The sequence below is a fragment of the Simiduia litorea genome, from assembly GCF_042853465.1.
GTDB classification, from domain to species: domain Bacteria; phylum Pseudomonadota; class Gammaproteobacteria; order Pseudomonadales; family Cellvibrionaceae; genus Simiduia; species Simiduia litorea.
In genome coordinates, this window is record NZ_AP031497.1 from 3,002,315 (window position 1) to 3,029,155 (window position 26,841).

Sequence of the window (26,841 nt, forward strand, 5' to 3'; positions counted from 1 at the left end):
ATTGCCTTTCCTGCCGGCTGCTGTATTCTTGAGCGACAACGCCATTGTGTCATTTATCCGAAATGGCGGGCTTTGCGCTAAGCTATTTAGGCAGCCCAATGACTATCCCTCGTTTGCGTTATCAGACCGTCGAGTTTGGTAAAACCGATATTCACCTTTGCACCCTACGCGATGCCCAAGAATTTCACGACCCAGAGGGCGCTGCAGAAAAACTGGGCATATCCTCCGCGAGTTGGTCTCTATTTGGGGTGATTTGGCCGTCGAGCTTGGTGTTGGCCCACCACATACTCGACTGCAACACCGGCTCCAAACGAATACTTGAAATTGGCTGCGGTATGGCGCTGAGCAGCCTACTACTCAATAAACAACACGCCGATATCACGGCAACCGATTACCACCCAGAAGTTGAATGCTTTTTGCAAAGAAACGCGCTACTCAATAGCGATAAGCCCATTAACTTTGAACGTGCAGATTGGTCCGAAAAAAGCGCCACACTCGGGTGCTTTGATCTGATTATTGGCAGTGATTTATTGTACGAAGACCAGCATATAAAATTATTAGCAAATTTTATCAACCAACACGCCAAGCCAAATTGCGAGGTTATTTTGGTCGACCCTGGACGCGGCCGAAAAAATAAACTCAGCACAGAAATGGTGACATTTGGATTTACCTTTTCGCACCACAAGCCAAGCCATACTCGTTATTTAACCGCTGAGTTTAAAGGTCATATTCTTAAATTTAATCGTTAAGGCAAACAACTAAAAAGGGGCTATTGAACTTGGCGGCAGATGGTTTCGCTACAACAATAAAACTTTCAAATCGTCTCACAAACATACAACCATCTTACGAGCCATCTAATTCGACAACCTCAATTTTAAGCCAACAGATACTATCTGACTGTCATCCGACTCCCGTACGATAAGCTTAACCTGCCCAAGCCTAACTTGATCAGGGCAAAATCAGGCTTACCGTGAAACTGGCCGACAATATACGCCTCAATCGTTAACTTTGAATTGGTTGCATTGATATCGGCACCATAAACCTAAGCAACGCCCTCTGATTAGGCATCAGGAAAAAACATAAATTCACATAAATCAGCTCACGTCGAGCAAATAAATTTACGTAGTCCGCGCAAGACCCAAGCTGCTATAGGTTTAGCATTAGTAGTGCTAGCATTATTACCTGATCCTCAAACATGAGCTTATGTTCATCCTAGTGGGGCAATAACACACCACCTCAAAAACCTCGACGACTTGACTGCGCTCAGTGATTGAAAACGGTTTAACACTTACGCTAGCAGCATTACTTCCGCCTAATAGGGGTAGACCAAATGCTCTTGTTCTTGAGCGTGCTTAGCAACTAAACGTAAACTCCTGGGTTCCGCAATCGATGCTATTTACTTAAACCAGACGTATCGGTCAAGCACAGGTAGCAGCAACGACCGGCTCTTTACTTTATCCGCGCTTCATCGAAAGCACTACTATCTCGGTTCATCATTAACCTATTTGAGAAACAAACCAGCTCAAAAGCCATTAAACTGATAAAGGCCTAATGAATTCAAGCTGTTCATCATAGGACCCACAATAACTTACCAAGGTTACCGTTATAGAACTATTTAATGATCGGCTAGATATTTACTCAGAAATCGCTCCACTTCTTGAAATACCTGTCTGGCAGCCTCATTCTCTTCGAATATATTATGACCGGCATCCTTTATTTTTATAAACGTAAACTCTTTGCCCTCATCTTCCAATGACTCGGCCATGAGTTTAGATTGTTTGGGTAGAACCCTGCGGTCAAATTCACCCGCAATCATCAAAATGGGGGTTTGAATTTTTTTTGCATGCAAATAGGGAGAGTTGACATCCAACATGTCGGAGTCTACATCCGGATCGCCCATCGATCGGCGAATGAAATCCTTGCCTTTTTCATCATCGAAAATTTTGCGGCTATGCTTAATTTGCGCTTTTAAATCGGATACACCATTAATACTAATGCTGCACCGAAATAGATCGGGTGTTTTTACAGTCGCCATGAGCGCGGCATAGCCACCGTAGGAGCCGCCAACAATGCAAACCCGACCGGCATCGACATAACCCTTTTCCACCATGAAATTGACAGCATCGGTTAAGTCGTTTTGCATGGTTCCCCCCCACTGCTTGTATCCAGCCTCTTCAAATTTTAAGCCGTAGCCAGTAGAGCCTCTAAAGTTAGGCTGAATAACAATATTTCCGAGACTGGCAACGAATTGCGCGAACATATCATACGTTGAATAATCTCGTGCATGAGGGCCGCCATGGGGCATGATCACCATAGGCGCCATTTTTCCAGCTTTATAGCCAGGAGGAAGCAGGATGTATAAACGAATACTCAGGCCATCTCTAGCCTTATAATTCGCCAAAGCCGGTGTGGCCAACTTTTCCGGGATGAGATTGTTGTAGATATCGCCAATAAAGGTGAGCTTTTTCGTTTGATAGTTGTAAATAAAATAGGTTCCAGGGTTGTCGGTACTACTAGCCCTTATGACCACCCTTTTGCTTGTTTCTCTCGATGCCCAAGCACCAAAACTGCTATTCGGAATATTGCTAGCGATAAAGTCGTATGTCTGTTGCCGATCTTTGTCTAGATAGTGATTTTCTATTCTATCAATTTGCGTTCGGTAGCCCAGATAGTTGCCTGTTCTACTGTCGATAATTGCAGAGTGTATATCTGTATTGGGAAGTGCTGCGATAACTCTTGTGTCTTCCATTTTGCTTGTGCGCTCTATGATTTCATAGAAGCCAGTATCTTTGTTTCGTTTGCGATAGATAAGCTTGTTTACATCCGATAGCGAAAACAGGTATTGCCGATCTTCTATCTCTTCGTCCTCTAAAAATACTTCTACGGCCTCTACCCACTCCTCATTGTCTGAAAATTCATGGATAATGATACTTTTCCTATAATAATAGTAGTCGAGTCGATAGAGAGGGTTTCCTTCCACATCTGTCATGTATTGATAGGTGCGGCTTATGCCGCGCGTTAATAGTGCAACCTCGCCGGTGTAAACATTTACCTTGTACAAATCATAGGAATTGCTGCCCCAAGCGGGCATAATAATGTGCTCTTTGTCCTTGGTTAAAAAGTTAGAAATCGAAGATAGATTTCTATTCATCTTTAGCCTGTAGTTATCATTAAACAGCAGAACTTGATTTTTTGCATTGACGTCCATGGCTACGGACCTGTGTGACATGCGGTATTTATCAAGACTAAAGCTCGGATCTTTTTTGACACGTTTCAAGTAGGATTTTTCTGTAATTTTTTCAGGCACCAATAAATTGACAACAATGCGCTCGTTGTTGGCCCAGGTCACTGAGCTAGGTCTGATAAACCCGCTCTTCATTGTGCCAGTAATTGGGTAGCCTTCTTGTTCAAAGTCTCGGATGATCAGTGTGCGGCTGTTGCCGTCTTTCATGATCAAGGCAAGGTATCTACCATCTGGAGAAAACTCAGCGTCGTAGATATCTGGCTCAGCAAGAAAATCATCAATGCTTAGCCCAGCATAAGTTGACATTGCGATAAAACTGAACAAGATAAACGTGAAGATGGCGAATAAAGTAGGCAATCTGGATCGTTTCATGATTTCTGACGGTTATTTTTAATTATTTTCATGTTAACTAAAAGCCATAAAACAAAACAGCAGAAAATCACTATATTCACGGATATTGATACTCAGGGATTTAGTTTCTGGTAGCAGCGCTAAGCGGCTTATCGAGAGCTGCGTATGGCGGTCAAGCTTTAGGTGTTCAACGGCGACTCATTCCTTACAAATAAATTCACTGCAAATTTAGAGCCAAATTCGCCGCCATTAGATTATTAGTAAAAGGAACTATGCAAGCCCCTGCCAGCTCCTCATCATATCAACCACTCCAAGCTACTCATCCAGCAATCCGTGCGCTGCAGCTTTCGCTGTGGCATTGATACCTAGAGCAACAATTTCGAAAATCGACAGCAACGGATTGAAGGTATAATTATCACCCAACCTAAATATTGTTCATACACGAGTGCGCTTATGCCGTAATACCAAACCACCACCATCTTTTATTAGAAATTGGTTCCACTTAAATCGAGACATGGACATCACTGAATGTAATTCATCGACTGTTTAAGAGCAATTTAGTCAATATTTTCGGAGAAGGCTTCTGTAGAAATGCACCAAATGCCGGCTTTGACGGAAAGTTATTGGTCATGAACATTCATAACTGCGACGGCAATAAATTACTCATTCTTTTTCACCTAGGCCGTGATGCATCGCGCTCGTGAATCGTTGCCAAGACAGAAACAGGCCTGCAATTCAAACATGATCATCGCCACAATAATGGTAGTGAAGATGCATTAATACAGTACGGGGGCCATGCCCGGGAATCGGGCTGGGCACCGGTGCAATCTTTCTCTTATAGATGCAGACACAAAAGAGCTATTCGTACGCTAGGGCATCACCCAATCCAATGGCAACACTTGGCAAATGTATATCTACCCAAAGATATTCACCTATCGGATGGTGCGCGAAGCGCGGGAATTCAGAGCGAACTTCGAATTGACCAAGCCCACAAAGGCACCAGCGGCACCATGAGGTTGGGAATAATAGAGACTAGGTTTTATCTTCAGATCAATATGGACAAAACCAAAGTCTTATAAATACTATCAAGGCCTGCGGACAAGCAGCTTACAACAAGTAATACGATACGTTTTGGAACAGAAGGAAACTTAAGGCGAATACTGTCGCCAGTTTTCGCCTCCATTCCAACCAATACTTTCGTTTACAACTTGGAAATAGTGACTGACTCGCCAGAGGGTAAGTCAATATTTACGATACGGTTTTGCGCGCCTGCGAGAATTTTATCGCCATCCACATAGACTGCACTCACTAAATAACTACCGCGCTCTACCAAACTACATACATTATTTTCCAAATCAAAGCGCACCATGGGTGAACCACCTAATAGCGCTTCCTTACCGTCAGCCCGAATGGTCACCGTATTAAGTGAGTTATAGTCGAAACTCATAACATTTTGCCCGATCCTATTCATACAAGTATCGGCCAACACACTTTTATCACCCGTTAAAAAATTATAAAAGCTGAGTTCTCCTCGCGCTCCATCCAGCACATAAAGGCCTTCACTGGTCACCACAAAATCTGTCACTAGCGTTACTGAAAGATCTTCATAGCGATAGGCACTCGAACGATGTAAGGTTGCAATATCGACAGCAATGATGTGACCATTTACATAATCCGCGACCAATAGCCTTTCGCCCACTTCATCTAAACTAAAGCTTGTCACACTCCCTACAACCACACCGGTTCCAACACCTGCCCCTAATAGCTGGCGTTTAACTTCTGTCGTAGGGTCATAGGAATAAATTTCATTATTGGTACCATAATAAACAAGCCCATCTTCTGCCACAACTAAACCGCTGGCGCCCGCACCGTTACCGCCCTCAATATTAATGAGCGTAGTACGATCACCACTATCCAGATCAATAGAAAACAATTTTGAGGGAGCATTTCCTTGATCATCGAGCACTAAAAGCGCGTCTCCGCTTAATGCAAGATCTCGGGGAAACTGTAGGGGGCCACCATCCCCGACACCTGCTTTGACAGGAACGGTGCGGGTACCGGAATCCAAATCAACTGCATATACAGTATTTACACCGTCATCCCCAACCCAAATTCGATTACCAGAAAGATCAAATACTGCAGATCGGGGCTGATCAAAAGGCGAATCCAGATTGTCAACGCCTTCACTAAAGTAACTTACGGTACTATCAGCCAATACTATCTTGGCAATACTGGTTATGCCGACGGCATATAGGGCCGAGTTATTTGAATCTGCCGTCAAAAGTACCGCTGTATTATCCAATGTAGCAATCATGCTTGAGCGCAATCCGCTATCCACATCTATTTCAATGATCCCTACATTAAGACTATTGAGGCTTTCCAAGGCAAAGAGTTTACTATCTGCCCAGACGATAGCAGAACCGGAAAAAGCTTCTCTGTCGTCTACCGCTTGGCTTGTGACAAGGCTTAAAGCTTTAGATTGCACATCAAAACTATAGACTTCAGACTCCTCCACATTAATACTTTGATCTATGGGAAAGCGCGTTACCATAACAAAATAACGACGGCTACCCGCATCAAACGCACTACTGATGACATTGGTAAAGGACCAAGTTGCTGAGTCATGGTTTAAGCTTATGCTTGCTTCTACTTCGTTTAAACCCCCGTCCACTGGCGTACTGATTATTTGTAAAACTCCAGCGTTAACATCTGCAGACAGAATATGATTGGTTGCCGGATCCAACGCAGGAGCCCAATTGACAGAAAATTCACCCAGCTCTGTTGCCGCGAGAGTGTCCAATTCTAATTTATAGGAAGGCGAATAATTTTGTAATGCCAGTAATTCACCGGCACCACCTTTCATCAAGGTAGTAGGTAACTGTAGTCTGCTTATCAGTGTGGGATTTTCTGGCACATTACTCAAGCCTTCATCATCTACAACTTCGACGTCGATACTTGTCTCGCCGATCGGTAAATCTATCGTTGCAGTCCAACTTACTTGATCATCACTATCATCATCACTACCCACATCTACTAGGGTAGCCATCGCTCCTCGACGCACAGAATTTAATGGTGCGGACCTTACGATGTTAGCTTGGATGCCATTCACATTAACCGATGTGACACGCCCATTATCCCGAGCCGTGCCTCGAACTGTTACCTTATCACTGTCTGTATGAGACCTATGCCAAGGATAATTAACGGTAATAGCCGGCGTAAAGCCTGTTGGCGTTGGCGTTGGCGTTGGTGTTGGTGTTGGTGTTGGTGTTGGTGTTGGTGTAACTGTGGCACCCTGTCCGCCACCCGACCCGCCACCACCGCCACAGCCTACTAGCGCTGCGCACAGAGCAACAGTTAACATTACTTTCGATTTAGTAATCATGCTTACCCTTAACAGTATTTATTAGCTTTATGTGTGCTTCAACGCTCAATGCCAAAATCCATCTGCTACTTTTGAATTGCGGTAGAGATTAATAGATCGATAGGGTCATTGTCATTCATTTTTTGCACTAATAAATGCCTCTGACTTTCTATCACCGCCGCGGCCCAAAGGCGTCGCTCGCCGACCCGTCTTGGCTTCAATCTGCGCCTTAAATCGATCGTCCCCCAAAGCCCAGGCTTTGTTGGTTGCCTCTCGAATTGCGGTCAGATCCCGCTCCGGCATACGCCCACGAAATAACCCTCGGTAAGCCTTTTGGCGCTCAACGTCATTGCTAGCCAGTTGACAATAGACCGGGTGCGGCGTCAACAACTGAATCGGTTTGCCTAGGGCATTGCGCTGATAACTGGACCAAGGGTAATCCGCTGCATGCGCAAACATGTCTGCACGAACGGGATTCAACTCAATATAGCGGTACACCGTTAACAAATAGCTGTCTGTGCTCACCAACGTAGATTTATATCGCCCCTCCCAAAGGGTTCCAGTACGGCCATAAGTGAAGTTGAAATATTGAACATACCTGCGACCCTGCGCCTGCATCATGCGACTAACACTTTGTTCCGTACTGGGGGTAACCAGCAAGTGAACATGATTAGTCATTAATACAAACGCGTGAATGGCAACATCATACTTAACCGCTGCGTCTTTGAGAAAAGCCAAATAGGCCTTGTAGTCAGCGTCGTCGTAAAAACAAGCTTCGCGATTATTACCGCGCTGGATGACATGTTGGGCGCAGCCAGGCAAATAAAGACGAGGTAAACGCGCCAAGAAAGGATTCTCAATGAAACCTAGGCCAAAATTAGTTGACCTAGGCTATAAAATCAATGACTCTGACCCGAATGGCACTAAGTTAAGCCTGATCTTGGGGCTGTAAATGCGATAAAATATCCTCGTATTCAATTACGGAAACGCCTCTATGCAGCTCTTTCTTTCGCCCGACTTTAACATTCAAAGCCTACGAAGAAAACCGAAGTCTGCAGCGCAAAAAATAAAGGAATTTAAGGAGAAAATTCAGTCCCACAGCCTGACCAATATTGGTCGTGTGCTTGAGGCATTTATCCCTGCATCGCTATTCGATGAACATCGACCTAAAACTTCTAGACGACGTATATTCAGCATCGAGAATACGTTTTGGGGGCTATTTCTTCAAGCCCTGCAGCCAGATAGTAGTTGTCAGTCAATTGTTCATCAATTTCGAACTTCTGAAAGGGGTAATAAATCTAGCATATCAGCATCTACTTCAGCGTACTGCCAAGCAAGAAAACGCTTACCAACTGAACTATTGTCGACCATTTTTAATCACACGGCGCAGCTAAAGGATACTAAGCATCCCCTTTTGGGGCGGCGAGTTGTGTGCGCCGACGGAACTGGGCTTTTAGCAGCTGACACGGAAGAAAATCAAGGTGTGTGGCCTCAGCAATCGAGCCAAAAGGAAGGCTGTGGTTTTTCGCAGATTCGTTTGTGCGCTTTGTGTAATTTACATACTGGCGTTGCAATAGACTACCGAGTAGGTAATAAACGCTCACACGAATTACCATTACTTAGAGATCAAGAAAATAGTTTCGCTAAAAATGACGTTTTTATTGGTGATAAGGGCTTTATTTGCTTTTATGACCAGGCTAGATTACTAGATATTGGAGTTGACTCAATCGTTGCTCTCGCACGTCGAAAGCCTGTCTCAGCAGGTGACGCCGAAAAAATTATTGGTGATAATGATCTTCTAATTAACGTGCCAAAATTCACTAGCACTGTGGCTCGAAGTCGATACCCAAAAGAGCGTTGGTCTGCATTACCTGATGCTATTCAGATGAGGCAGATAAAAGTTGATTTCAGCTTTCCGGGGTACCGTTCAAAGGGAGTTTACTTGCTAACAACGCTGCTGGATGAGGTTAGGTATCCTGCTGCATTGATTGCGGAGCTTTATCGCCAGCGGTGGGGAATTGAGCTCTACTTTCGTGACCTTAAAACTACTTTGGGAATGGAATTTATTAAAGCAAAAACACCTGAGATGGCTAGAAAAGAAATCCAGATGTTTTTTATCGTATTCAACGTTATACGCTACCTAATGTCGGAAGCTGGAAATGGTTCAGGTGATATCGTTCTGGCGTTTAAATCTTGCGTACAAACGTTGATATCCTATTGTAATAACGGCAACACTCTACCCACCAAAACCTCTGTAATGAACATAAGTTTTTTGCTAAGCGAAATCATGAAGTGCACGCTCTACCAAAGGCAAGGGCGGATTGAGCCTAGGCAAATAAAACAAAGGCCAAAACCCTTTAAACTCATGACAAAACCGAGATCGGTATTGAAAGAGGAAATGCTATCGCAGGCGGCTTAACTTAGTGCCATTCGACTCTGACCCCATTGATCCCAGCTAATGAGCGACCCCATTGATCATTGATCGGCGACTCCTACCAACGGGTAACCTTCAGGCTGCTCAACGAATTCTACTATTGGAAAAACCTCATCGGTCTTTAACAAATAGGCCCTACTATCTTGATTAATCTGTACTCTAAGTACCCCATCGAAATATTCGCAATCACCAGCAAAGCAAGGGATATTCCGCGGATAAAACCACCGCCCCAGCTCGGATTCCACAACAAAATTTTGCCCCGTCAACTTCAAACGAACTGACTCTCCCGGTCGAATTTCGTGTTTATAACCGGATGAATTAACCTCTATTTTAACCCATGAATTATTATAAATATCAACGTATGCCAGACGAGGGCAGCCTATCAAGAAAAAAACCAATACACATAACAACATCAATGTCTTTATTTTCATTATCATGGTTTATCTACTCCAGGGCCAAGGACTGCGTCCACGCTCAGGACCCATCTCCAGGACATTATTATTATGAGTTCCACCACCAGATAATAGTGACGCGCTCATAGCTACTGCATGTAGTGGTAAATATAAAGGTCCTAAAACCTCAGCTTGCCTAGTATGAAGTGTTTCCTCGGTTACAACAGATACACCAAATCTATTTAAAGCTGGCGTACCGTCTGGGTTTTTGTAAGCACCGGGTCCAAATACCTGTACATGACCAAATGACATCGCCGAAGGCATCATCCAGGTAGGCATATCAGTAAATCTCAGAATGCCAGCATCGCTATCCCATACAGGTGTAGCGCCAAATATCATTCCTATACCACCATAAACAGCTCCAATAATTGTATTCGGTAACGCCCAAATTCTCTTTAACACATCACCCACAACACTCAAAGGATTAGCACCCTGACGCTCAGTCTCAGCAATCCCCTTTTGAGCTCTCTCAGTAGCTGTTGACATCCTAGCAGGATCATTAAGCCAACTTCTAAACGCCCCTGCAGCAGCGCCATTGGCAAACTTTCCACCCGTCAGTTGTGACACGGTGCCACCAATTAAGGCAGAAGCCATTGCCCTTCCGGCAATGGATTTTATGCCTGCTGTCCAAGCTCCCCTTGCGGCACCGCCAAGCGACGATATGCCCGCGGAAACAAAGCCATTGCCAAATTTCCCCCCCTGCAGAACACTGCTAATACCACCGATAACGCCCTGCACAACGAAATCCTGCACGAAACTTCCAGACCCACCACCCATTGGAGTTATTGCAGACGCAATACCAGCAATAATCCCCGCCTTCAGGCTACCGGTTACCGCATAGGTTGACATTGCGTTATAGGCCACTAAGCACACCTGACAATAAACAGCTAAGACGATTTGCACAACGGCGTTAAGTAGCGGGATTTTCGCAATAGCCTTAAAAAGCTTCTTCAAAAAGAACCCACTAGGGTCTGAATAGCTCATCGGATTGTTCTGTACATAGCTATAACGGTTGTAATTCTGAAACACCGTTGGACTTTGTATAAACGGGTCTGCCTGCATAAACCGGCCGATGTTGGCGTCGTAGATGCGGCCGTTCATGTGAATTATATCCACGTGATCGAGCATCTCGTGGCCGGTATAACCGCGGGTAAATGCGGGGCCAATCACATCGTTTAACTTAGCGGCGGTAAAGGCATGGGTTTGCTTGCCCCAGGGGTCGTACAAAAATTGCTGTACGGCCTGTCCGCCTGCATCCGTTACCGTGGTGGTTGAACCCTGATGATCTTTGTGAATGTAGAAAGTATCGCTAGTACTGTCTGATCGTAGGGTGATAACCGCGTTACCCACATAGTACTTATGCTCAGTTAGGCTGGCTTTACCACCACCGGTGCGTTCGACCTTTTCATACATCCCGTCCACATAGGTTGTGCTGTAAGCCGCCATTTGGCCGTTTTCTAGTTTGTTATCAAAACGCTGATAACGCGCCCTGCCGGCATCGTATTTAAAAGTAGAGTATTGCGCGCCATTGCTGATACGGCTTGCCAAGTCATAGCTGGTGTACTCAAAACTACGCTTACCATCGTTAAGCACGTTGCCTTGTGCATCGTAAACAAAATCATAAGCTTTTGGCTTAGCTTTCTGACACTGGCTACCACTCAGTGACCATCCCGCTGGGCAAGCAAAGGTTGCCGCGGCAGTTAAAGTACGATTGCAATTGCTGCCGTTTAGCGCCCAACCGGCAGCGCAGTAATAATCGCTGGCTGCCGCTGACAGTGTCCGGTTACAGCTGGTACCGTTTAGCGACCAACCGCTATCACATTGATACACCGTATTCGGGGTCGCCGCCTGCGTTAAGGTACGCGAACAGGTAGTGCCACTTAACGACCAACCGGCATCACAGCTGTAGGTATTCTGGCTGACTTGTGGCGTTTGAACCCAGCACTCCCACATTTTGTTGCCGTTGCCCATGGGCTCACCGCCCGAGCAGGACTCTATATTTGACCCGGTTGGCGGCAAAGGCTGAATAAAGCCCTGAAATTTCCGACACATACCCGTGGTTGCGCTGTAGGAGTAGCCTGCAGGGCAGCTATAAGACACACCAACGGTAGCCGCTTTCGATTCCGTAGCCGAACAACTTGTACCGCTAAGGGAATAGTTCACTGGACAGGAATAGTTAATCGAACTCGACGCGGCCTGCGTTTGCTGTTTCTGACAATTATCAGCACCAGCGTTGTAGCTATAGCCAGATGGGCACTGATTGACCGCCTCAACAATTTGAGGTTGCACCAAAACGCGACTGCATTGACTGCCGGATAGACTCCAGCCACTTGCGCAGCTGTAGCTAACGTTTTGTGTTGCCGTATTGCTGAGTGTACGGTTACAGCTGGTACCACTTAATGACCAACCGCTATCACAGCTGTAGGTAGTCTGACTTCCGGCTGTTGCGGTGAGCACACGACTACAACTGCTACCACTCAAATTCCAGCCACTGCTGCACTGATAATTAGTATTTTGCGTAGCCGTTGCGGTAAGCGTGCGCGAGCAAGTACTGCCGCTTAAACTCCAACCGCTACTGCATTGGTAATTGGTATTTTGCGTGGCCGTTGCGGTAAGCGTGCGCGAACAACTGGTACCGCTTAGGCTCCAACCAGCGCTACAGCTATAGGTTGTAGTGGAAACCTGAGCGGTTTGAAAAGTGCACTCCCATAGGCGCTTGCCGCCGCCCATGGGTTCACCACCAAAACAACTAACAACATGGGACCCACTAGGTTTAGTCGCAGCGATAACCCCTTGAAATTTACGACACATACCGGAAGCGGCGTGATAGCTGTACCCAGAAGGGCAACTTAACGTCGTTGAAGCTGTTGCATTGACGGTTTCTATTTTTGAACAGGTTGTACCTGATAAACTGTAACCTGCGGCACAAGAATAGGTGTAATAAACCGTTGCCGCAGTGCTTTCATTCTTTCGGCAATCACCCGTACTACTGTTATAGCTATAACCGCTGGCGCAAGTGTAAGTGTAATAAACACTAGCCGCTTGGGTTTCGGTTTTTCGACAATCACTCGTAGCACTGTTATAGCTATAGCCGCTTTGGCATGTAGGTGTAGCGCTAGCGCTAGCCGCTTTGGTTTCAGCCTTTTGGCAATTACCGGCGCTGACATTGTATGTATAACCCGCAGCACAGGAATAACTGTAGCTAGGCGTAGCCGCAGAGGTTTCAGTCTTACGGCAGTCATTAGTTGCAGCGTTTAATGTATAACCCGCGGGGCAAGAGTAGCTGTAATCAATAGACGCCGGAATGACTTCTGCTTTCTTACAACTGGTTGAAGCCGAATCATAGGCATAACCGGCAGGACAACTTTGACTCGCCGGCTGAGTTAGTGGCTCAGAGCAAGGACCAGCCTCGCAAATATTGATCAGTCGATAGGGATTAACGGTATCGTACTGATAGTTACCGGTGCCGGACTTAGATTTAATATTACCCCAATCGTCGTAACTAAACGTCTGATTGGCTTTGAAACTGGCAGGCATGGCACTTAAGCCATCAAGCCCAACAGTAATCACCCGGTCTTCTAAGCGGTACAAATCATCGTATAGAAAGTCTTCCGTCCAGGAGGCTTGTGCAATGGATAAATTATGCTTGCGCCACTCTAAATTACCCACACTGTCAAATTGATATTCAAGCTTGTGCAGCAAGGTTGACCGCTGCAAGGTGATACTTTTTAGCCAGCCTGTATCTGCTTTATGATCGCGAACTTCTTCAGTACCGTTGCCGTAATTCACTTGGGTCGCATTGCCGCGTGCGTCCATGTCAACGATGGTTTGAAAAGCTAGACCTGATTGCAGATTAACTCGACGATATAGATAACCCTGCAGGTTATACTCATTTTTAACCGTCAGCGCGTTGTTGGGATAAGTTGTTGTGGATAAGCGCGATAAAGTATCGTAATCAAATCCTACGGTGTAACTATCTGTTCCATATTGATAGCTCGTTGACGTCATACGACCAAATGCATCGTAACCATAGGACTTCTGTGTTTCAAAGCCCGATGCGCCACACGCCGCATTGGTATTCAAATAACTCGTTTCTTTTAACAAGCGCCCAACATCACCACTGGTAATATTACCGTAAGTCCAACAGCTTACACCTTCCGGTTCTAGCCGCTTTATTTTTCGACCCAATAAATCATATTCAAAGCGACTGACATCACCATTGGCCGTAGTTTGACTCAGTAATTCACCAAAGCCACTATAGGTATATGTCCAGCGGCCTTTATCCAAATCGACTGTCGCCAACTTTCTACCATAAGCATCAAACTCCGTACGAGTACGTACAACCTCTATCAAGTTTGCAGCCTTAGCCCAAACCTTTAATAAATTCCCGTAGCCGTCATACAAATACTCCAGACGATTGCCTAGGGCATCGTCAACAAACGCCTTATCACCTAGGGCATTATTTGTATACGTAGTACTGCCCCCAAGATTATCCGTAACCGTCGTAGTAAGGCCGGCATATGTTGTTTGCTGAACACCATTATTCGGCATCGTTTGCTGGCTGATTCTATCGAAGAGATCATAAGATATTTCGGTGAAATTGATTTGCGAAGGGCCATTAAAAGTAGGCTCGTAATGGCGACTAGCTCGCCCCTTATTGTCGTAAGTGGTTTTTTTATAGACCCAAGAGCCCGATCCAAAACCTTGGTGACGACTACCTAACGCTCGCCCAAAGCGGTCATAAAAGGCTTGCTCAGTCGGCTTTCCAGTTGCTGTCTTCGTTTCAACAATGATCGAGCCAGTAAAATCACCACAATCTGAAACATTACTACATAGTGCATAGGTAGATACCGCCTCTACACCATCCTTACTTACTGAGCGCGCAGTACGGCCCCACCTATCCTTAAAGGAGTCCACATAAAACGCATTGGCATCTGTAACCCGAGAATGCGTGATTAAGCCGGTGACCGCACTAGGCGACGTTTGATTGTACTGATAGGTTGCCGTTTCATTCAGTGCATTGGCTTCAGATGCAAGGTAACGACCGCGACTATCATACTGATAAACCACCGAGCGAGTTTCAGGAACTGTGCCTGCAGCATCTTTACTCGATCGCACTGTTTTTAAAGTTACATTGCCCCATTGGTCATAAACTTGGCTTGTGGCCACCTCTAGCTGAGCATCGCCGGGCGAGGTAGTACTGGTATGCAACAGGCCATTGTCGTAATAGGTAAAATCACTGACACGGGAAATTGCTGCTGTGCTTTCGCGCTGACCAAAGCGTTGCTTAGTAACAGTAGCTTTACTTAAACGCCCCTTTTCGGCACCGCCACCCAGGCCAAGATATTCGCTGGTTGTAGAGACAGAAGACTCCAATTGACCCGTCGCTAAATTGGTGACATCAACCTCAATTAAGCCGACGTTGCCCCACGTATCAATTTGAGATTGACGGGTTTCAATTTTTGACAGCGGGTACAAAACTCCATCAGAACCGATTTGACGGCTAATTTCAGTTGTTTTCTCACTGTGAACTGCATACACATCTGGATAAGCACTTGTGACCTGATAGGTATTCTCTGAGCGCGATAACTCTTGCGCACCCAGCAGTTGTACTGTAGCTAACGGCACACCAACTTTGGGGAAGCTTTGGTGATAAACCGTTTCGCTAACAACACCTGTTTGGAGATCTTTGGTGCGCAACATTTCAAAACCAAGCATACCGCGCCCAAGACGATTAATGAGTAAACCACCGTACTCATAAGCCACACCTAGTGTCGCTGAATCTGTTACTTCAGTGTCAACCTGCTTAACCACTACCATCGGCATTAGGAAGGAGAAATTCCCCACTTCAGACTCAGCCGAAGATGCTTGGGTTTTATAAACCTCTGGAGAACCATTCACATTTTTTGTAAGACGCGAATACTGAATACTGGTTTTAACGCCGTACCCTTCAGTAATACTGGTAACTAGGCTTTCAAACTCATCCATTCTGGATGCATGTCGATACCACTTACTACCGTCGGCAGAATATAGATCTAACCGACCTTCACCATGGGTGTCTGAAAATTGTAAAACTCGGGAGTTATCCATACTGATAACACCGCGAGACTGCCAATAAATAGAATTTGCAGAGTCCATTGGACGCGACATAAAAATATGAAAGGAACTGCTGCCAACAGCTTTTAACATATCGGCACGGCCGTCGCCATTTAAATCTATAAACTGAGACCGGTCTGCTTCGGTTTGCGTTGCAGTTAAATTAGTATCTTTCGGAGCATTGAAATTATAGCCATTGCCTAGGCGTACATACCATTTCCCACTGCCATAATAGAGGAGATCAGAAATTCCATCGCCATTAATATCAGCAGCACGCATAGAAGCAATACTGCCGTTTGAGAGATTTTGTCGTTCCGTATAACTAGGCGAATTTAACGTACCGCCAGCGACAAATAACTTCCAGTTAGTTTGAGCTGGATCAATTGTCCAAGTTCCACCAGCGTCGCGGCAGTTACCTGGGTCAGTTTCGAATTCTCTATTTTTACAATAACTTCTCTGGCTGGTTATCTTAAGCAACAGATCAGTTCTACCATCACCGTTCGCATCAAAGGCTGCGCCAGTTTTTAAATTTGCTGATCTTTCTGTCAGCAAGCTATCTCTAAAGGAAGCTTGAAAACCTGTAGAGAATGCATATAGATTAGCCGCGGAAGAAAATGTACCTCCATTATTTTTATACCACTGAATTGCTTTATCTTTAACAAAGAGAATATCTTCAAGACCATCGCCATTCACATCGGCAACCATGGCATTGCTATCATAACCATGAGAAGCAATGCCAAGATTTGTTAGCGTGTAGCTCACCGTACGTGTAAAATTTTCACACATAGAAGCGCCATTCATTGCTGGCTCACAAAAACTATTTTGAACCTGGCTAGGTTTAAACGAAATTACCTGCCAATTACCTGTACTTTGATCTGATACAAGTAAATCCCGCTGTCCATCGCCGTCATAATTTATAGACATGGCGTGCTCAGCTCGCGAAGCACCAACGCTGGTAAGCGACTGATCGAGACTTCCGTCAAATGAAGATAAATACCAAGTACCGTTTTTTACATAAATTAAATCGCCCTTACCGTCGCCGGTCATATCAAAGGCTTGAGCTGTATAGCGATTACTGTTGGGAACTGACGTAGCTGCCGGATTTGAAAACGGTGTGAAATTAGATGTTGGAATTGTATAAGGTAGGGAAACGCCAGTCTCATCGTCGTAAACCTGCACTGTGCCATTCACAGTCAATTGATCAGGTTTATTCCATTCAAACACCACAGGCGTCGAACAATCTGATAGATCTTCAGATACGCAGCGTTGAATTTGCGTCAGGTATATCTGCTCTTCAATAACATCACTTTTACTATACGAGAGTATATGTCGATCTAAGAATTGATCATCCTGGTGAATTTGAATGCCGTTAAGAAGTTTTGATTGACTGAATGCCACGCCAGCAATAAAGCCATTGCGCGGCTTGGGTAGATCTTCATATTGAAAGGTCGCTTTTACATACGGACGACTATTACTGCCAAGGTGTCCACCCGATGCTATCGACGCCAACCACTGCTCGCCTTTCTCTAGATCTAACCCATATTGATAACTGATGAAGTTACCAACTGCATCTACAGTGCCTTTTATGCTCCAGCTAAGTGCTATATCGCCACCAGCGCGATTAACTACAGAAAACTTTGCATCACCAGCATCGGCGTTGCCAGCAGTATCCTGTAAATTGATACTTGGTAATACTTGCCTCACAGCGCCGTAATAATGAGTATCGCCGGACTTAGTTGAAACAGAAAAAGCTATGGGCCCGCCGCCAGCCGCTTGACCTAGCGCGGTAATAATAGAGAAGTCGTCGAGCTCTTTACGGTAAAGACTACCGTTAGCTCCGTAACTACCGCTGATTAATACTAATCGCTGCCCATCCAAACAAAACCGATCATTCGCCGTGAGTTCGACCCCCTTAATTTGCCCGTCTTGGGCAATAGTGGAAGGACATCTTGTTACAGCCGAGCCCGCAGATAACTGAAAGCCAATACCAAGTGGCCCACCAGAACCTCCCGATGAATAGGAAATTGAGACCTGAGGTTGTAAACCGCCGCGCGCGCTGGGTATTGGGATGGGTAAGGTATAAGTTGCAGCACCCTGTTCACTGACTCGGAACTGTCCACTTAGTGGCACAGTGGACGCTTGGCCAAAGCTAATATTGGACAAAAGAATAGAGAATACTGCGACTATGAATAAGCGCACGATATGTCACCCCAAGATATTTATAATATTTTTATTGATACTCCGCCGATCTTATACATACATTAAAAGTATAAAAAGTAACTATTTATATAATAAATGGAATATATAACCTTATATACTTTAGGGGTAATAGACTCCCATCCTCCCCATAATTAATTCGAATTTATATTCAACATTAATAGCTTGCGCCGACTTAAATCACAGCACACCGATATAAATAGCAAGGGCTGAAATTTACTTGTATTCAGTAAGGTCTTTAGCGAGAAACGCTGGCTGAACGATAAAATATACTCTGATCATTACAAAATTTAAAAAAACAACAGGTAGATGTAGTTACGCAATTTAATAACAATCTTCTGCCCTAAAAAAACCGCCTAGCTAAAACTCTGACTAGCCATAACAATGTGAGGAGACGACTTAAAAACAAAAAAAGATGGATTGATAAGATTGGAAGCGACATCTTTCAACTTGAAATCTTCTACAAGCGTAGACAAGATAGACGGTTTTATCGCTTGGAAAAACACCCTAAAAGCAATTGCAACTACTATAAACAAAACACCGAACACCGCAGCACATTACGCCGAGCTTGATCAGCATCTTATCGATGCATACTACCCAAAGGGGGACCCACACCCTGTAGTGATCTGCAGCACGCTTCTGCGCATCAATGCGCCCGCGGCATAGTTGCTAAAGAATGCTAGAGGAGTGATTTGCAGCAATCCGAATCGAAACGTCGAACCGCGCCATCCATGCCTCTGTTCGGATACGGTCCATCCATAGACGTAAAAAAACCGGCGCTTTTTAGGGCGCCGGTTTGAAAAGACGGTTGGGTAAACAACCGAAACCCGAATCGGCTCCATGCCTCCTTTCGGATACGACCGCCACGGACGGCGGGAGTGTTTAAATTGCAGGAGCAAATTTATACCGGTCCATCCTTGGACGTAAACTTAATAAGGTTTAAAGACGTTCGATAACCGTGGTAATTCCCTGTCCCAAACCAACACACATGGTCGACACACCCAGTGTGGCGCCTTTGTCTTGCATGGCGGTCAACAAGGTTGTGGTAATACGGGTACCTGAACAACCGAAGGGGTGACCTAGCGCGATAGCACCACCGTAGATATTCACTTTTTCGTCCATCTTGTCGAGCAAACCTAAATCTTTTAACACAGGCAAAGATTGCGCGGCGAAGGCCTCGTTCAATTCAACCAACTCGATATCGTCCATGGTTAAACCGGCACGCTTCAACGCTTTTTGGGTTGAAGGTACAGGGCCATAACCCATGATCGATGGATCCACACCAGCAACCGCCATGGCACGAATTTTCGCGATAGGTTGGATGCCTAAGGCTTGCGCGCGCTCGGCACTCATCACGATCATACAGCTAGCGCCGTCGGTGATTTGCGACGAAGTGCCCGCTGTTACCGTACCGCCTTTTGGATTAAAGGCAGGGCGCAAGGCCGCCAAACTTTCCATGGTGGTTTCCGGACGAATAGTTTCGTCGGTGTTCACCATAATTTTAAAACCATTGGTATCGTGACCTTCACGGGCAAGAATTTCGCGCGCGAATTTTCCTTCCAGCGTAGCTTTGTGCGCGAGTGCATGTGAGCGTACACCGAAAGCATCTTGTTGCTCGCGGGTAATGCCGTGCATTAACGCCAAAAATTCGGCGGTTAAACCCATCATGCCCGAAGCTTTCGCGGCGTGCTTAGACAAACGTGGGTTCGGATCTACGCCGTGATCCATGGGCAAATGGCCCATGTGTTCAACACCACCGACGACAAACATATCGCCGTTGCCGGTCATGATCGCCTGCGCAGCTGTGTGCAGCGCACTCATGGATGAACCACACAAACGGCTCACGGTTTGGGCGCTTGAGGTGTGCGGAATAACAGTCATCAAACTGATCATGCGCGCGACGTTCCAGCCCTGCTCTTTGGTTTGGTTAACACAACCCCAAATCACATCTTCCACTTCTGCGGGATCTAACTTTGGGTTGCGCGCAAACAAACCGTTAATCAAATCAGCGGAAATATCTTCGGCGCGCGTATTGCGATAAATGCCACCCTTGGAACGGCCCATCGGTGTGCGACCACAATCAACAATTACAGCATCTCTTGGGTTAAGACTCATAGTAGTTCTCCTTAGGCGAAGTAAGATTCGCCGGCTGCTGCCTTGGCGCGAAGTTTGTCGGTTACCTGGTACAAACCACCAAGGTGCGCGTATTTGTCGGCAATCGCTACAAAGTTAGCGAGACCCACAGTTTCCATGTAGCGAATTGCACCGCCGTGGAAGGGTGGGAAGCCAATGCCGTAAATCAAAGCCATATCCAATTCCATGGCAGAGTCGACGATGTTGTCTTCTAAACACCGCACAGACTCTAAACACAAAGACACCATCAAGCGCTCAGAAATTTCTTCTTCGCTAAACTCTTTACGCTCAGCAACGTGGCCTTTTAACAAGTCCCATACCGATGCGTCAGCAACTTTTTGTAAGCGGCCTTTGCGATCGGTTTCGTAGTTGTAGTAGCCCTTGTTGTTTTTCTGACCGAAACGCTTGGCTTCGTATAACAACTCACTCGCGGTTTTAAATTCGTACTTCATGCGATCAGGGAAGCCATTGCTCATCACTTCACCAGCGTGAACACCCGTGTCGATGCCGACAACGTCACACAAGTAAGCGGGGCCCATGGGCCAGCCAAACTTTTCCATCACTTTATCGATAGCCGCGAAGTCTGCACCTTCGTGAACCATTTGCATGAAACAGCCCATGTAGGGCGACAGGATGCGGTTAACGAGGAAGCCTGGGCAATCGCGTACAACAACGGGCTTTTTACCCATGGCGAGTGCGTAGCCAACAGTAGCAGCGACCGCTGTGTCTGACGTTTTTGCACCGCGAATCACTTCCACCAAAGGCATTTTGTGCACGGGGTTGAAGAAGTGCATGCCACAGAAATTTTCGGGGCGCTTCAAAGGCTGCGCCAAGAAATCAATAGAGATAGTCGAGGTATTAGAAGCCAGCACCGCGTCTTTACGAATATGGTTTTCCACTTCCGCCAAGACCGCGTGCTTAACTTTGGGGTTTTCCACCACAGCTTCAACAATAACGTCAGCGGTATCGATACCTTCATAGGACAGTGTTGGCGTAATTTTGGTTAGCACATCGGCCATTTCGCCCGGTGTCATACGGTTGCGCTCAACCATTTTCGACAGTAGCTTAGCCGCTTCGCCCATGCCCAAATCCAGACCCGCTTGCGCGATGTCTTTCATCATAATGGGCGTGCCTTTGTAGGCCGATTGATAGGCAATACCGCCGCCCATAATACCCGCGCCTAATACGGCACCCTTCTCAACTTTTTTCGCTGCTTTAGCTTGGGTTTTACCTTTCTTCATCAACATTTGATCGGAAAGGAACAAGTTAACCAAACTAGCTGCAACGGTGGTTTTCGCCAATTTGGCAATGCCGGCGGCTTCAACTTTTAACGCCTCATCGCGCCCCAGCGTGCTGTTTTTCTGCATGGATTTAACCGCGGTCACGGGCGCCGGGTAGTGCTTACCCGCTTGGCCGGCAACGAATCCTTTCGCGGTTTCAAAAACCATCAAAGATTCCATGTCGTTCAGCTTCAGTTTTTCTAATTTTTCCTGACGCTTAGTCTTGTAATCCAACTCGCCGCTGATAGCGCGGCTGAGTAAATCTAAACCGGCTTCGCGCAATTTATCACCAGTAACCACGGCATCAACCACACCATCGGCCATGGCCTTATCGGCGCGCTGCTCTTTACCAGCGGCAATCCATTCAATGGCGTTGTCGGCGCCGGCCACACGTGGCAGGCGAACGGTGCCGCCAAAACCAGGCATGATGCCGAGCTTCACTTCGGGCAGGCCGATCTTGGCCGTGTCGGCCATAACGCGGAAGTCGGTGGCCAGTGCCATCTCTAAACCACCGCCTAGTGCTACGCCGTTAATGGCGGTAACGGTCGGGAAAGGTAAGTCTTCAACCGCACTAAATATCTTATTGGTTTCATACACACCAGCCGCAATTTCTTCTTCGGAACGGGTGAAATTGGCGCCAAATTCGGTGATATCCGCACCGACGATAAAGCCATCTTTACCGCTAGTGACCAATAACCCCTTTACCTTGCCATTGGCAGTGATGGCTGCTGTCGCTTCTCTCAGCTCATTAAGGGTTAATTGATTGAATTTATTGACTGAGTCGTCGGTCAGATCAAAACATAGCTCGGCTATGCCCTGCTCTAACGCGCGAACCGTAATCGCCTTTCCTGAATAGATCATGGGTGTTCCTCATTAGGCGCCAACCGTTGGCGGGTATTACTGTTATGTGCGCTATCCGTTGTCGATGCTGGGCGCGCTTGGCTACAAGGGCTACATCAGCAGACAAAACAGAGCCGGCCACTCCAAAGGAATAGACCAGCGATAACTTAATATAGACTCGGTTAATCAGCCCTGCGGCTCAATAGCAAAACAAACCACATTTGCTTGCAAATATGACCAAGAGAAAAAGTTTAGTTCTTTTTTACCAAGCGCCGCGGCATAAAATTAGCCTCAGGTAAGTAAGCATTAAGAGGGCTAGGCGGGCAGTTCCAGCTCCATCAGCTCAATACCGTGAGCGGCGCTATGGCCGATGGCAATGAACTGGAAGCGGCTATACAGCGCGAGGGCGGGCTGATTAGCCACGGCCGTTTTTACCCTAAGTGGGATTTTTCGACGACGATAGCTACTGACTACCACCTTTAAAAGGCTCGAAGCGTGACCTTGCCGTTGTGCTGATGGGTCCACACACAGGCCATCGATCAAGCACCAAGGCTGAGCGGCGCTGGGTTCGATCAACTCGATGGCGGCGATAACCTCACCCTGGCTCGACTCGATACCAATAATACGACTGGGCGCTAACCGGATGGTGGCCGCATTGCGCTGCAGGGGCGCAAAATAGCTCAAAGCCGCACCACCAATCACCTTCGCTTCCTGACGATAAGCATTCTGAAACAAGAAATACAGCTGTTCGGCCGTTTTGCTTGCACGATGATTAAGCACCTTGGGTTGCGACATAGGCTTGGATACAGACCGACTAACGTCAGATGAAATCATGATATAAAAAGATTCAAATCTACAACGAAAAACGCAGTTTACCTACTTCGACGGCAAAGCTAAACGCTTGGCACATAAATTCAGATTTTTGTCCGCAAAAACATTAAAATGCGCTCTTTTTGAGGAAATCCCGTTGCTAGACCAGACGCTCAGCCCCAGACGCTTCACCGTTGCCCCCATGATGGAATGGAGCGACCGTCATTGCCGTTACTTTTGGCGCTTGATGAGCAAGCGGGCATTTCTCTATACAGAAATGGTCACCTGTGGCGCTTTAATTCACGGTGATCGCGAGCGCTTCCTCAATTACAACACCGAAGAGCATCCGCTGGCGCTGCAAGTTGGCGGCAGCAACCCGCAGGAGCTAGCCGCTTGCGCCAAAATGGCGGAGAGCTGGGGCTATGACGAGATCAACCTCAACTGCGGCTGCCCGTCAGATCGCGTCCAAAATGGCATGATTGGCGCCTGCTTGATGAGCCACCCCCAATTGGTTGCCGATTGCATTAAATCCATGCAAGACGCCACCTCGATTCCCGTCACGGTAAAACACCGCATTGGTATCGACGACATGGATGACTACCAGGGCCTCAGCGATTTTGTCGAACCTATCGCAGCAACCGGTTGCCTCACCTTTATCGTCCATGCACGCAAGGCCTGGCTAAAGGGTTTAAGCCCGAAGGAAAACCGCGAGGTACCGCCACTCAACTACGAGCGAGTGCATCTGTTAAAACGCGAACACCCTGAGCTCGAGATTATTTTAAATGGTGGGCTCAGTACAATCGACGAGTGTATCGAGCAGTTAAACTATGTCGACGGTGTGATGGTCGGGCGCGAGGCCTACCATAACCCGTGGCTACTAACGGAAGTAGATAGTGCGATTTACGGTGAAGCGCCAAGATTACAAGACCGCTTAACCATCATGGCAAATATGTTGCGGTATATTGAGCAGCAGCTGAGCGACGGTATGCGCCTACACCATATTACTCGGCATTTATTGGGCCTTTTCTACGGCCAACCGGGCGGCAAACAATTTAGACGCGTCATCAGCGAAGGCGCACATAAAGCCAATGCCGGCGTCGAACTGGTAGACCTAGCACTGGATCAGATTAGGAGCAGAATGTGATTATTGATCTACTGAGAAAATGTTTCGCCGAACCTACAGTGGAAAAACATACATGTGAAAAACTGGCCGCTATTGCGCTACTGGTGGAGGTGGCTTTAGCCGACGGTTCGCTCGATGACAATGAGTGTGCGTCTCTGAAAAAAGCCATCGAAAAAAGTCACGGTTTAACCGGTGACGAATTAGATATGCTGCTAGAAAATGCGCAACATGAACAGCGAGATGCCACCTCTTCCTACACTTTTACCCGCGTCATTAACGATGAATTCGACGCCCAAGAAAAGTTTAAACTGGTTCAGGACATGTGGGCCGTGGCCTACGCCGACGGTAATTTAGACAAGTACGAAGAGCACGCTATTCGCAAACTCAGCGAGCTGATCCACGTACCACACAGTGAGTTTATTCGCGCTAAATTACTCGCTAGACCCGACTAGGTAAGCTGAACCGCGCTTAATCTTTTTCTAAGGATGCGATCAGGTCGCGAAAGGCAGCCTGATTAGCGCTATTTAAGCCGACCAATATTCTGTGCGCCTCGAGTACTTTCGACTTCACACCGCTCTCATCGGCACAATCCACGCACAGGGCTTCTGCACCTTCTGCGTCGGCCTGCCCCTCTTTGACGATGCAAAAAATTTCCGAGAAGCCCATGGTTTGTAAGATGCGATCGATACTTGGGTTATTACTCACCAAGGTAGGTACCAGCTGATGGCGTTCCTGGGCAAGAATAGAGATTTTCGCCATCAAACCCAGTGTGGTCGAATCGATGGCTTCCGCACCGGTTAGATCAAACACCACGGAGATAAACGCAGGGTCACTAAACATCTTTTCGATAAAACTATCGAAAGAAATACACAGGGTTAGACGAACGTCTCCCAGCAATTTTATGACGTAAACACCTTGGTGGTCAGCCACCAAGATTTGACCTTCACGCACTCGTTAACCCCCGAGAGATAGACAACACCGCGATGTCATCCGGAGCCTCTGTGACAGTGCTGAGCTGCAAAGCTTCGCACGCCGCCTCTATTGAAGGCGGCATATTACTCAGGCGAGCCAGCAATTCAAGCTCTTTATCGGCTAAATTGTCGGCACTGAGAACTTCCAATACACCATCTGAAAGCGCCAGCAAATGGAAGGTTTCTGGTAGATCGGCCGTCCATACCGTCCACTGGGCATCTTTGAAAATCCCCACAGCCTTGCCTTCACCCGGTAAAAAGCTCGCACCGGCATCAGTAACCATGACGGGCATAGGCAAATGACCCGCAACACAATATCGCAATTGATGGGTCTGGGTGTCGATCACACCGGTAAAAAGGGTCAGGTGGTGGCCTAAGCTGGTGTCTAATAGCTCTTGGTTTATCACATCCAGCAGATGGGCCGGGCCTTGCTCAAAGGAGCTGGCATCTGCATATAGCTCCTCCTCGCGCACCAAACGGGTCACCAGGTGCTTCAACCACACAGTGACAAAGGCTGAGCTAGCGCCATGACCAGAGACGTCGGCCAGATAGAACGCTAAATAGCGGTGGCCCAAATAGGCAAAATCGATAAAGTCGCCGCTTAAATACAAGGACGGCTCGATGTGCTGGGTAACGTGGTATTGGCCACGCGTTTGAGGGTGCTGCGGGAGTAGCCGCCGCTGTACTTGCCGACCGGCCTTTTGGTCGCGCTCTAACACCCGTAAATTCTCGCGTAAAACCCGGTTAGCCGACTCCAGCTCATTTCGGTAGCGCTGGTTATCGGCTAAGAGCGCTTTGCGCTCTAATGACTTGTTAATAGAGTGCTCTAACATCTCAATATCGACGATAGGCTTAATCAAGTAGTCACTGGCCCCTAAACGCAATGCCTCCACTACGTCAGCGACAACACCGGCGCCTGAAATCACAATCACCGGCGTATCCGGCGACGCCTCGTGAATCATGCGCAGCACCTGCAAGCCATCAATACCGGGCATGCGTAAATCGGTCAGTACTATGTCTGGAGATTGGCTAAAAAAGAGATCTAGGCCCTGCTGGCCGTTACCGGCCTCAAGTACCTCAAAGCCGCTGTCGGCCAGATAGGTCACAATGCTTTGACGCACGATACTATCGTCGTCAATGATGAGCAGCCGGTGCCGGCGCTGAGTGTCATTCATAACTTTTTGTCGATACTACTCGTCACTATTACTCGTCAATAAGACCCGCCACACTATCTGTGGATTATCGCTCAGATAGTGCGAATAAACAGCCTATAGAACAACACTCTACTGTAAACCGTTAACCCTACTCCCATAAATTGTGTGCCGCAAGCTGTTCAAATGCCTCATTTTGGCGTATCTTTTCTGTCCAAGTTGCGTGAATAACGCACTTGGCGCACGAGCTAGGATTTTCCTCCCCTTTGGCGCCCGCTAAAAACTTTGTTAATTGAAGTAATCAACACTCATCGAACAGTCGCGGCAACGATAGCGGGTTCGACGAACGCAGCATCTGAGTACGAAGGCTTCTACACT

The 26,841-nt window shown here is 46.8% G+C and carries 13 protein-coding genes; 4 read left to right on the forward strand and 9 right to left on the reverse strand.

Going from position 1 to position 26,841, the window contains the following annotated elements; genetic code table 11:
- Positions 1 to 98: 98 nt before the first annotated feature.
- On the forward strand, positions 99 to 749 hold the full coding sequence (locus tag ACGHTT_RS13295; protein WP_390591206.1) for a class I SAM-dependent methyltransferase: 651 nt from the start codon (positions 99 to 101) through the stop codon (positions 747 to 749).
- A gap of 866 nt (positions 750 to 1,615) precedes the next feature.
- Here the strand turns inward: ACGHTT_RS13295 and ACGHTT_RS13300 are convergent.
- From ACGHTT_RS13300 to ACGHTT_RS13310, 3 genes are all read right to left on the reverse strand, one after another.
- Positions 1,616 to 3,601, reverse strand: coding sequence for an alpha/beta hydrolase family protein (locus ACGHTT_RS13300; protein ID WP_390591208.1), 1,986 nt, complete (start codon positions 3,599 to 3,601; stop codon positions 1,616 to 1,618).
- A 1,195-nt stretch (positions 3,602 to 4,796) separates the two neighbouring features.
- The gene (locus tag ACGHTT_RS13305) at positions 4,797 to 6,641 is read right to left on the reverse strand and encodes a hypothetical protein (protein ID WP_390591209.1); all 1,845 of its coding nucleotides are present in this window, start codon (positions 6,639 to 6,641) and stop codon (positions 4,797 to 4,799) included.
- A 447-nt stretch (positions 6,642 to 7,088) separates the two neighbouring features.
- A complete protein-coding gene (locus ACGHTT_RS13310) occupies positions 7,089 to 7,802 on the reverse strand; it encodes a transposase (protein ID WP_390591210.1) in 714 nt (237 codons plus the stop codon).
- A 148-nt stretch (positions 7,803 to 7,950) separates the two neighbouring features.
- Here ACGHTT_RS13310 and ACGHTT_RS13315 point away from each other — a divergent pair, with 148 nt between their 5' ends.
- Positions 7,951 to 9,375, forward strand: coding sequence for an IS4 family transposase (locus tag ACGHTT_RS13315; RefSeq protein ID WP_390591212.1), 1,425 nt, complete (start codon positions 7,951 to 7,953; stop codon positions 9,373 to 9,375).
- A 455-nt stretch (positions 9,376 to 9,830) separates the two neighbouring features.
- On the opposite strand, the gene ACGHTT_RS13320 is transcribed toward ACGHTT_RS13315, so the two are convergent.
- From ACGHTT_RS13320 to ACGHTT_RS13335, 4 genes are all read right to left on the reverse strand, one after another.
- On the reverse strand, positions 9,831 to 18,137 hold the full coding sequence (locus ACGHTT_RS13320; RefSeq protein WP_390591213.1) for an FG-GAP-like repeat-containing protein: 8,307 nt from the start codon (positions 18,135 to 18,137) through the stop codon (positions 9,831 to 9,833).
- Between the two features lie 957 nt (positions 18,138 to 19,094).
- The gene (gene fadA, locus ACGHTT_RS13325) at positions 19,095 to 20,270 is read right to left on the reverse strand and encodes an acetyl-CoA C-acyltransferase FadA (protein WP_390591214.1); all 1,176 of its coding nucleotides are present in this window, start codon (positions 20,268 to 20,270) and stop codon (positions 19,095 to 19,097) included.
- 11 nt (positions 20,271 to 20,281) lie between these two features.
- Positions 20,282 to 22,429, reverse strand: a complete 2,148-nt coding sequence (gene fadB / locus ACGHTT_RS13330) for a fatty acid oxidation complex subunit alpha FadB (RefSeq protein ID WP_390591215.1) — start codon at positions 22,427 to 22,429, stop codon at positions 20,282 to 20,284.
- Between the two features lie 294 nt (positions 22,430 to 22,723).
- Complete coding sequence (locus tag ACGHTT_RS13335; RefSeq protein WP_390591217.1) at positions 22,724 to 23,203, reverse strand: GNAT family N-acetyltransferase; 480 nt, start codon at positions 23,201 to 23,203, stop codon at positions 22,724 to 22,726.
- A gap of 166 nt (positions 23,204 to 23,369) precedes the next feature.
- Here ACGHTT_RS13335 and dusA point away from each other — a divergent pair, with 166 nt between their 5' ends.
- Together dusA and ACGHTT_RS13345 are read left to right on the forward strand one after the other, a co-directional pair.
- Positions 23,370 to 24,362 carry a tRNA dihydrouridine(20/20a) synthase DusA gene (gene dusA, locus ACGHTT_RS13340; RefSeq protein ID WP_390595056.1) on the forward strand — a complete coding sequence of 331 codons (993 nt, stop codon included), beginning with the start codon at positions 23,370 to 23,372 and terminating at the stop codon, positions 24,360 to 24,362.
- Positions 24,359 to 24,793: a TerB family tellurite resistance protein gene (locus ACGHTT_RS13345; RefSeq protein ID WP_390591218.1), complete on the forward strand. Its 435-nt coding sequence runs from the start codon at positions 24,359 to 24,361 to the stop codon at positions 24,791 to 24,793. The genes dusA and ACGHTT_RS13345 overlap by 4 nt, the downstream gene beginning before the upstream one ends.
- Positions 24,794 to 24,809: 16 nt before the next feature.
- Here ACGHTT_RS13345 and ACGHTT_RS13350 read toward each other — a convergent pair whose 3' ends face one another.
- Together ACGHTT_RS13350 and ACGHTT_RS13355 are read right to left on the reverse strand one after the other, a co-directional pair.
- On the reverse strand, positions 24,810 to 25,292 hold the full coding sequence (locus ACGHTT_RS13350) for an STAS domain-containing protein (protein ID WP_390591220.1): 483 nt from the start codon (positions 25,290 to 25,292) through the stop codon (positions 24,810 to 24,812).
- The gene (locus tag ACGHTT_RS13355; protein ID WP_390591221.1) at positions 25,285 to 26,487 is read right to left on the reverse strand and encodes a response regulator; all 1,203 of its coding nucleotides are present in this window, start codon (positions 26,485 to 26,487) and stop codon (positions 25,285 to 25,287) included. The genes ACGHTT_RS13350 and ACGHTT_RS13355 overlap by 8 nt, the downstream gene beginning before the upstream one ends.
- Positions 26,488 to 26,841 lie beyond the last annotated feature (354 nt).

Coding starts and splice junctions, on each gene's coding strand:
- ACGHTT_RS13305 (WP_390591209.1), bottom strand. CDS start 6,641: ATGGCTACCCTAGTAGATGTGGGTAGTGATGATGATAGTGATGATCAA.
- fadB (WP_390591215.1), bottom strand. CDS start 22,429: ATGATCTATTCAGGAAAGGCGATTACGGTTCGCGCGTTAGAGCAGGGC.
- fadA (WP_390591214.1), bottom strand. CDS start 20,270: ATGAGTCTTAACCCAAGAGATGCTGTAATTGTTGATTGTGGTCGCACA.
- ACGHTT_RS13315 (WP_390591212.1), top strand. CDS start 7,951: ATGCAGCTCTTTCTTTCGCCCGACTTTAACATTCAAAGCCTACGAAGA.
- ACGHTT_RS13335 (WP_390591217.1), bottom strand. CDS start 23,203: ATGTCGCAACCCAAGGTGCTTAATCATCGTGCAAGCAAAACGGCCGAA.
- ACGHTT_RS13295 (WP_390591206.1), top strand. CDS start 99: ATGACTATCCCTCGTTTGCGTTATCAGACCGTCGAGTTTGGTAAAACC.
- ACGHTT_RS13355 (WP_390591221.1), bottom strand. CDS start 26,487: ATGAATGACACTCAGCGCCGGCACCGGCTGCTCATCATTGACGACGAT.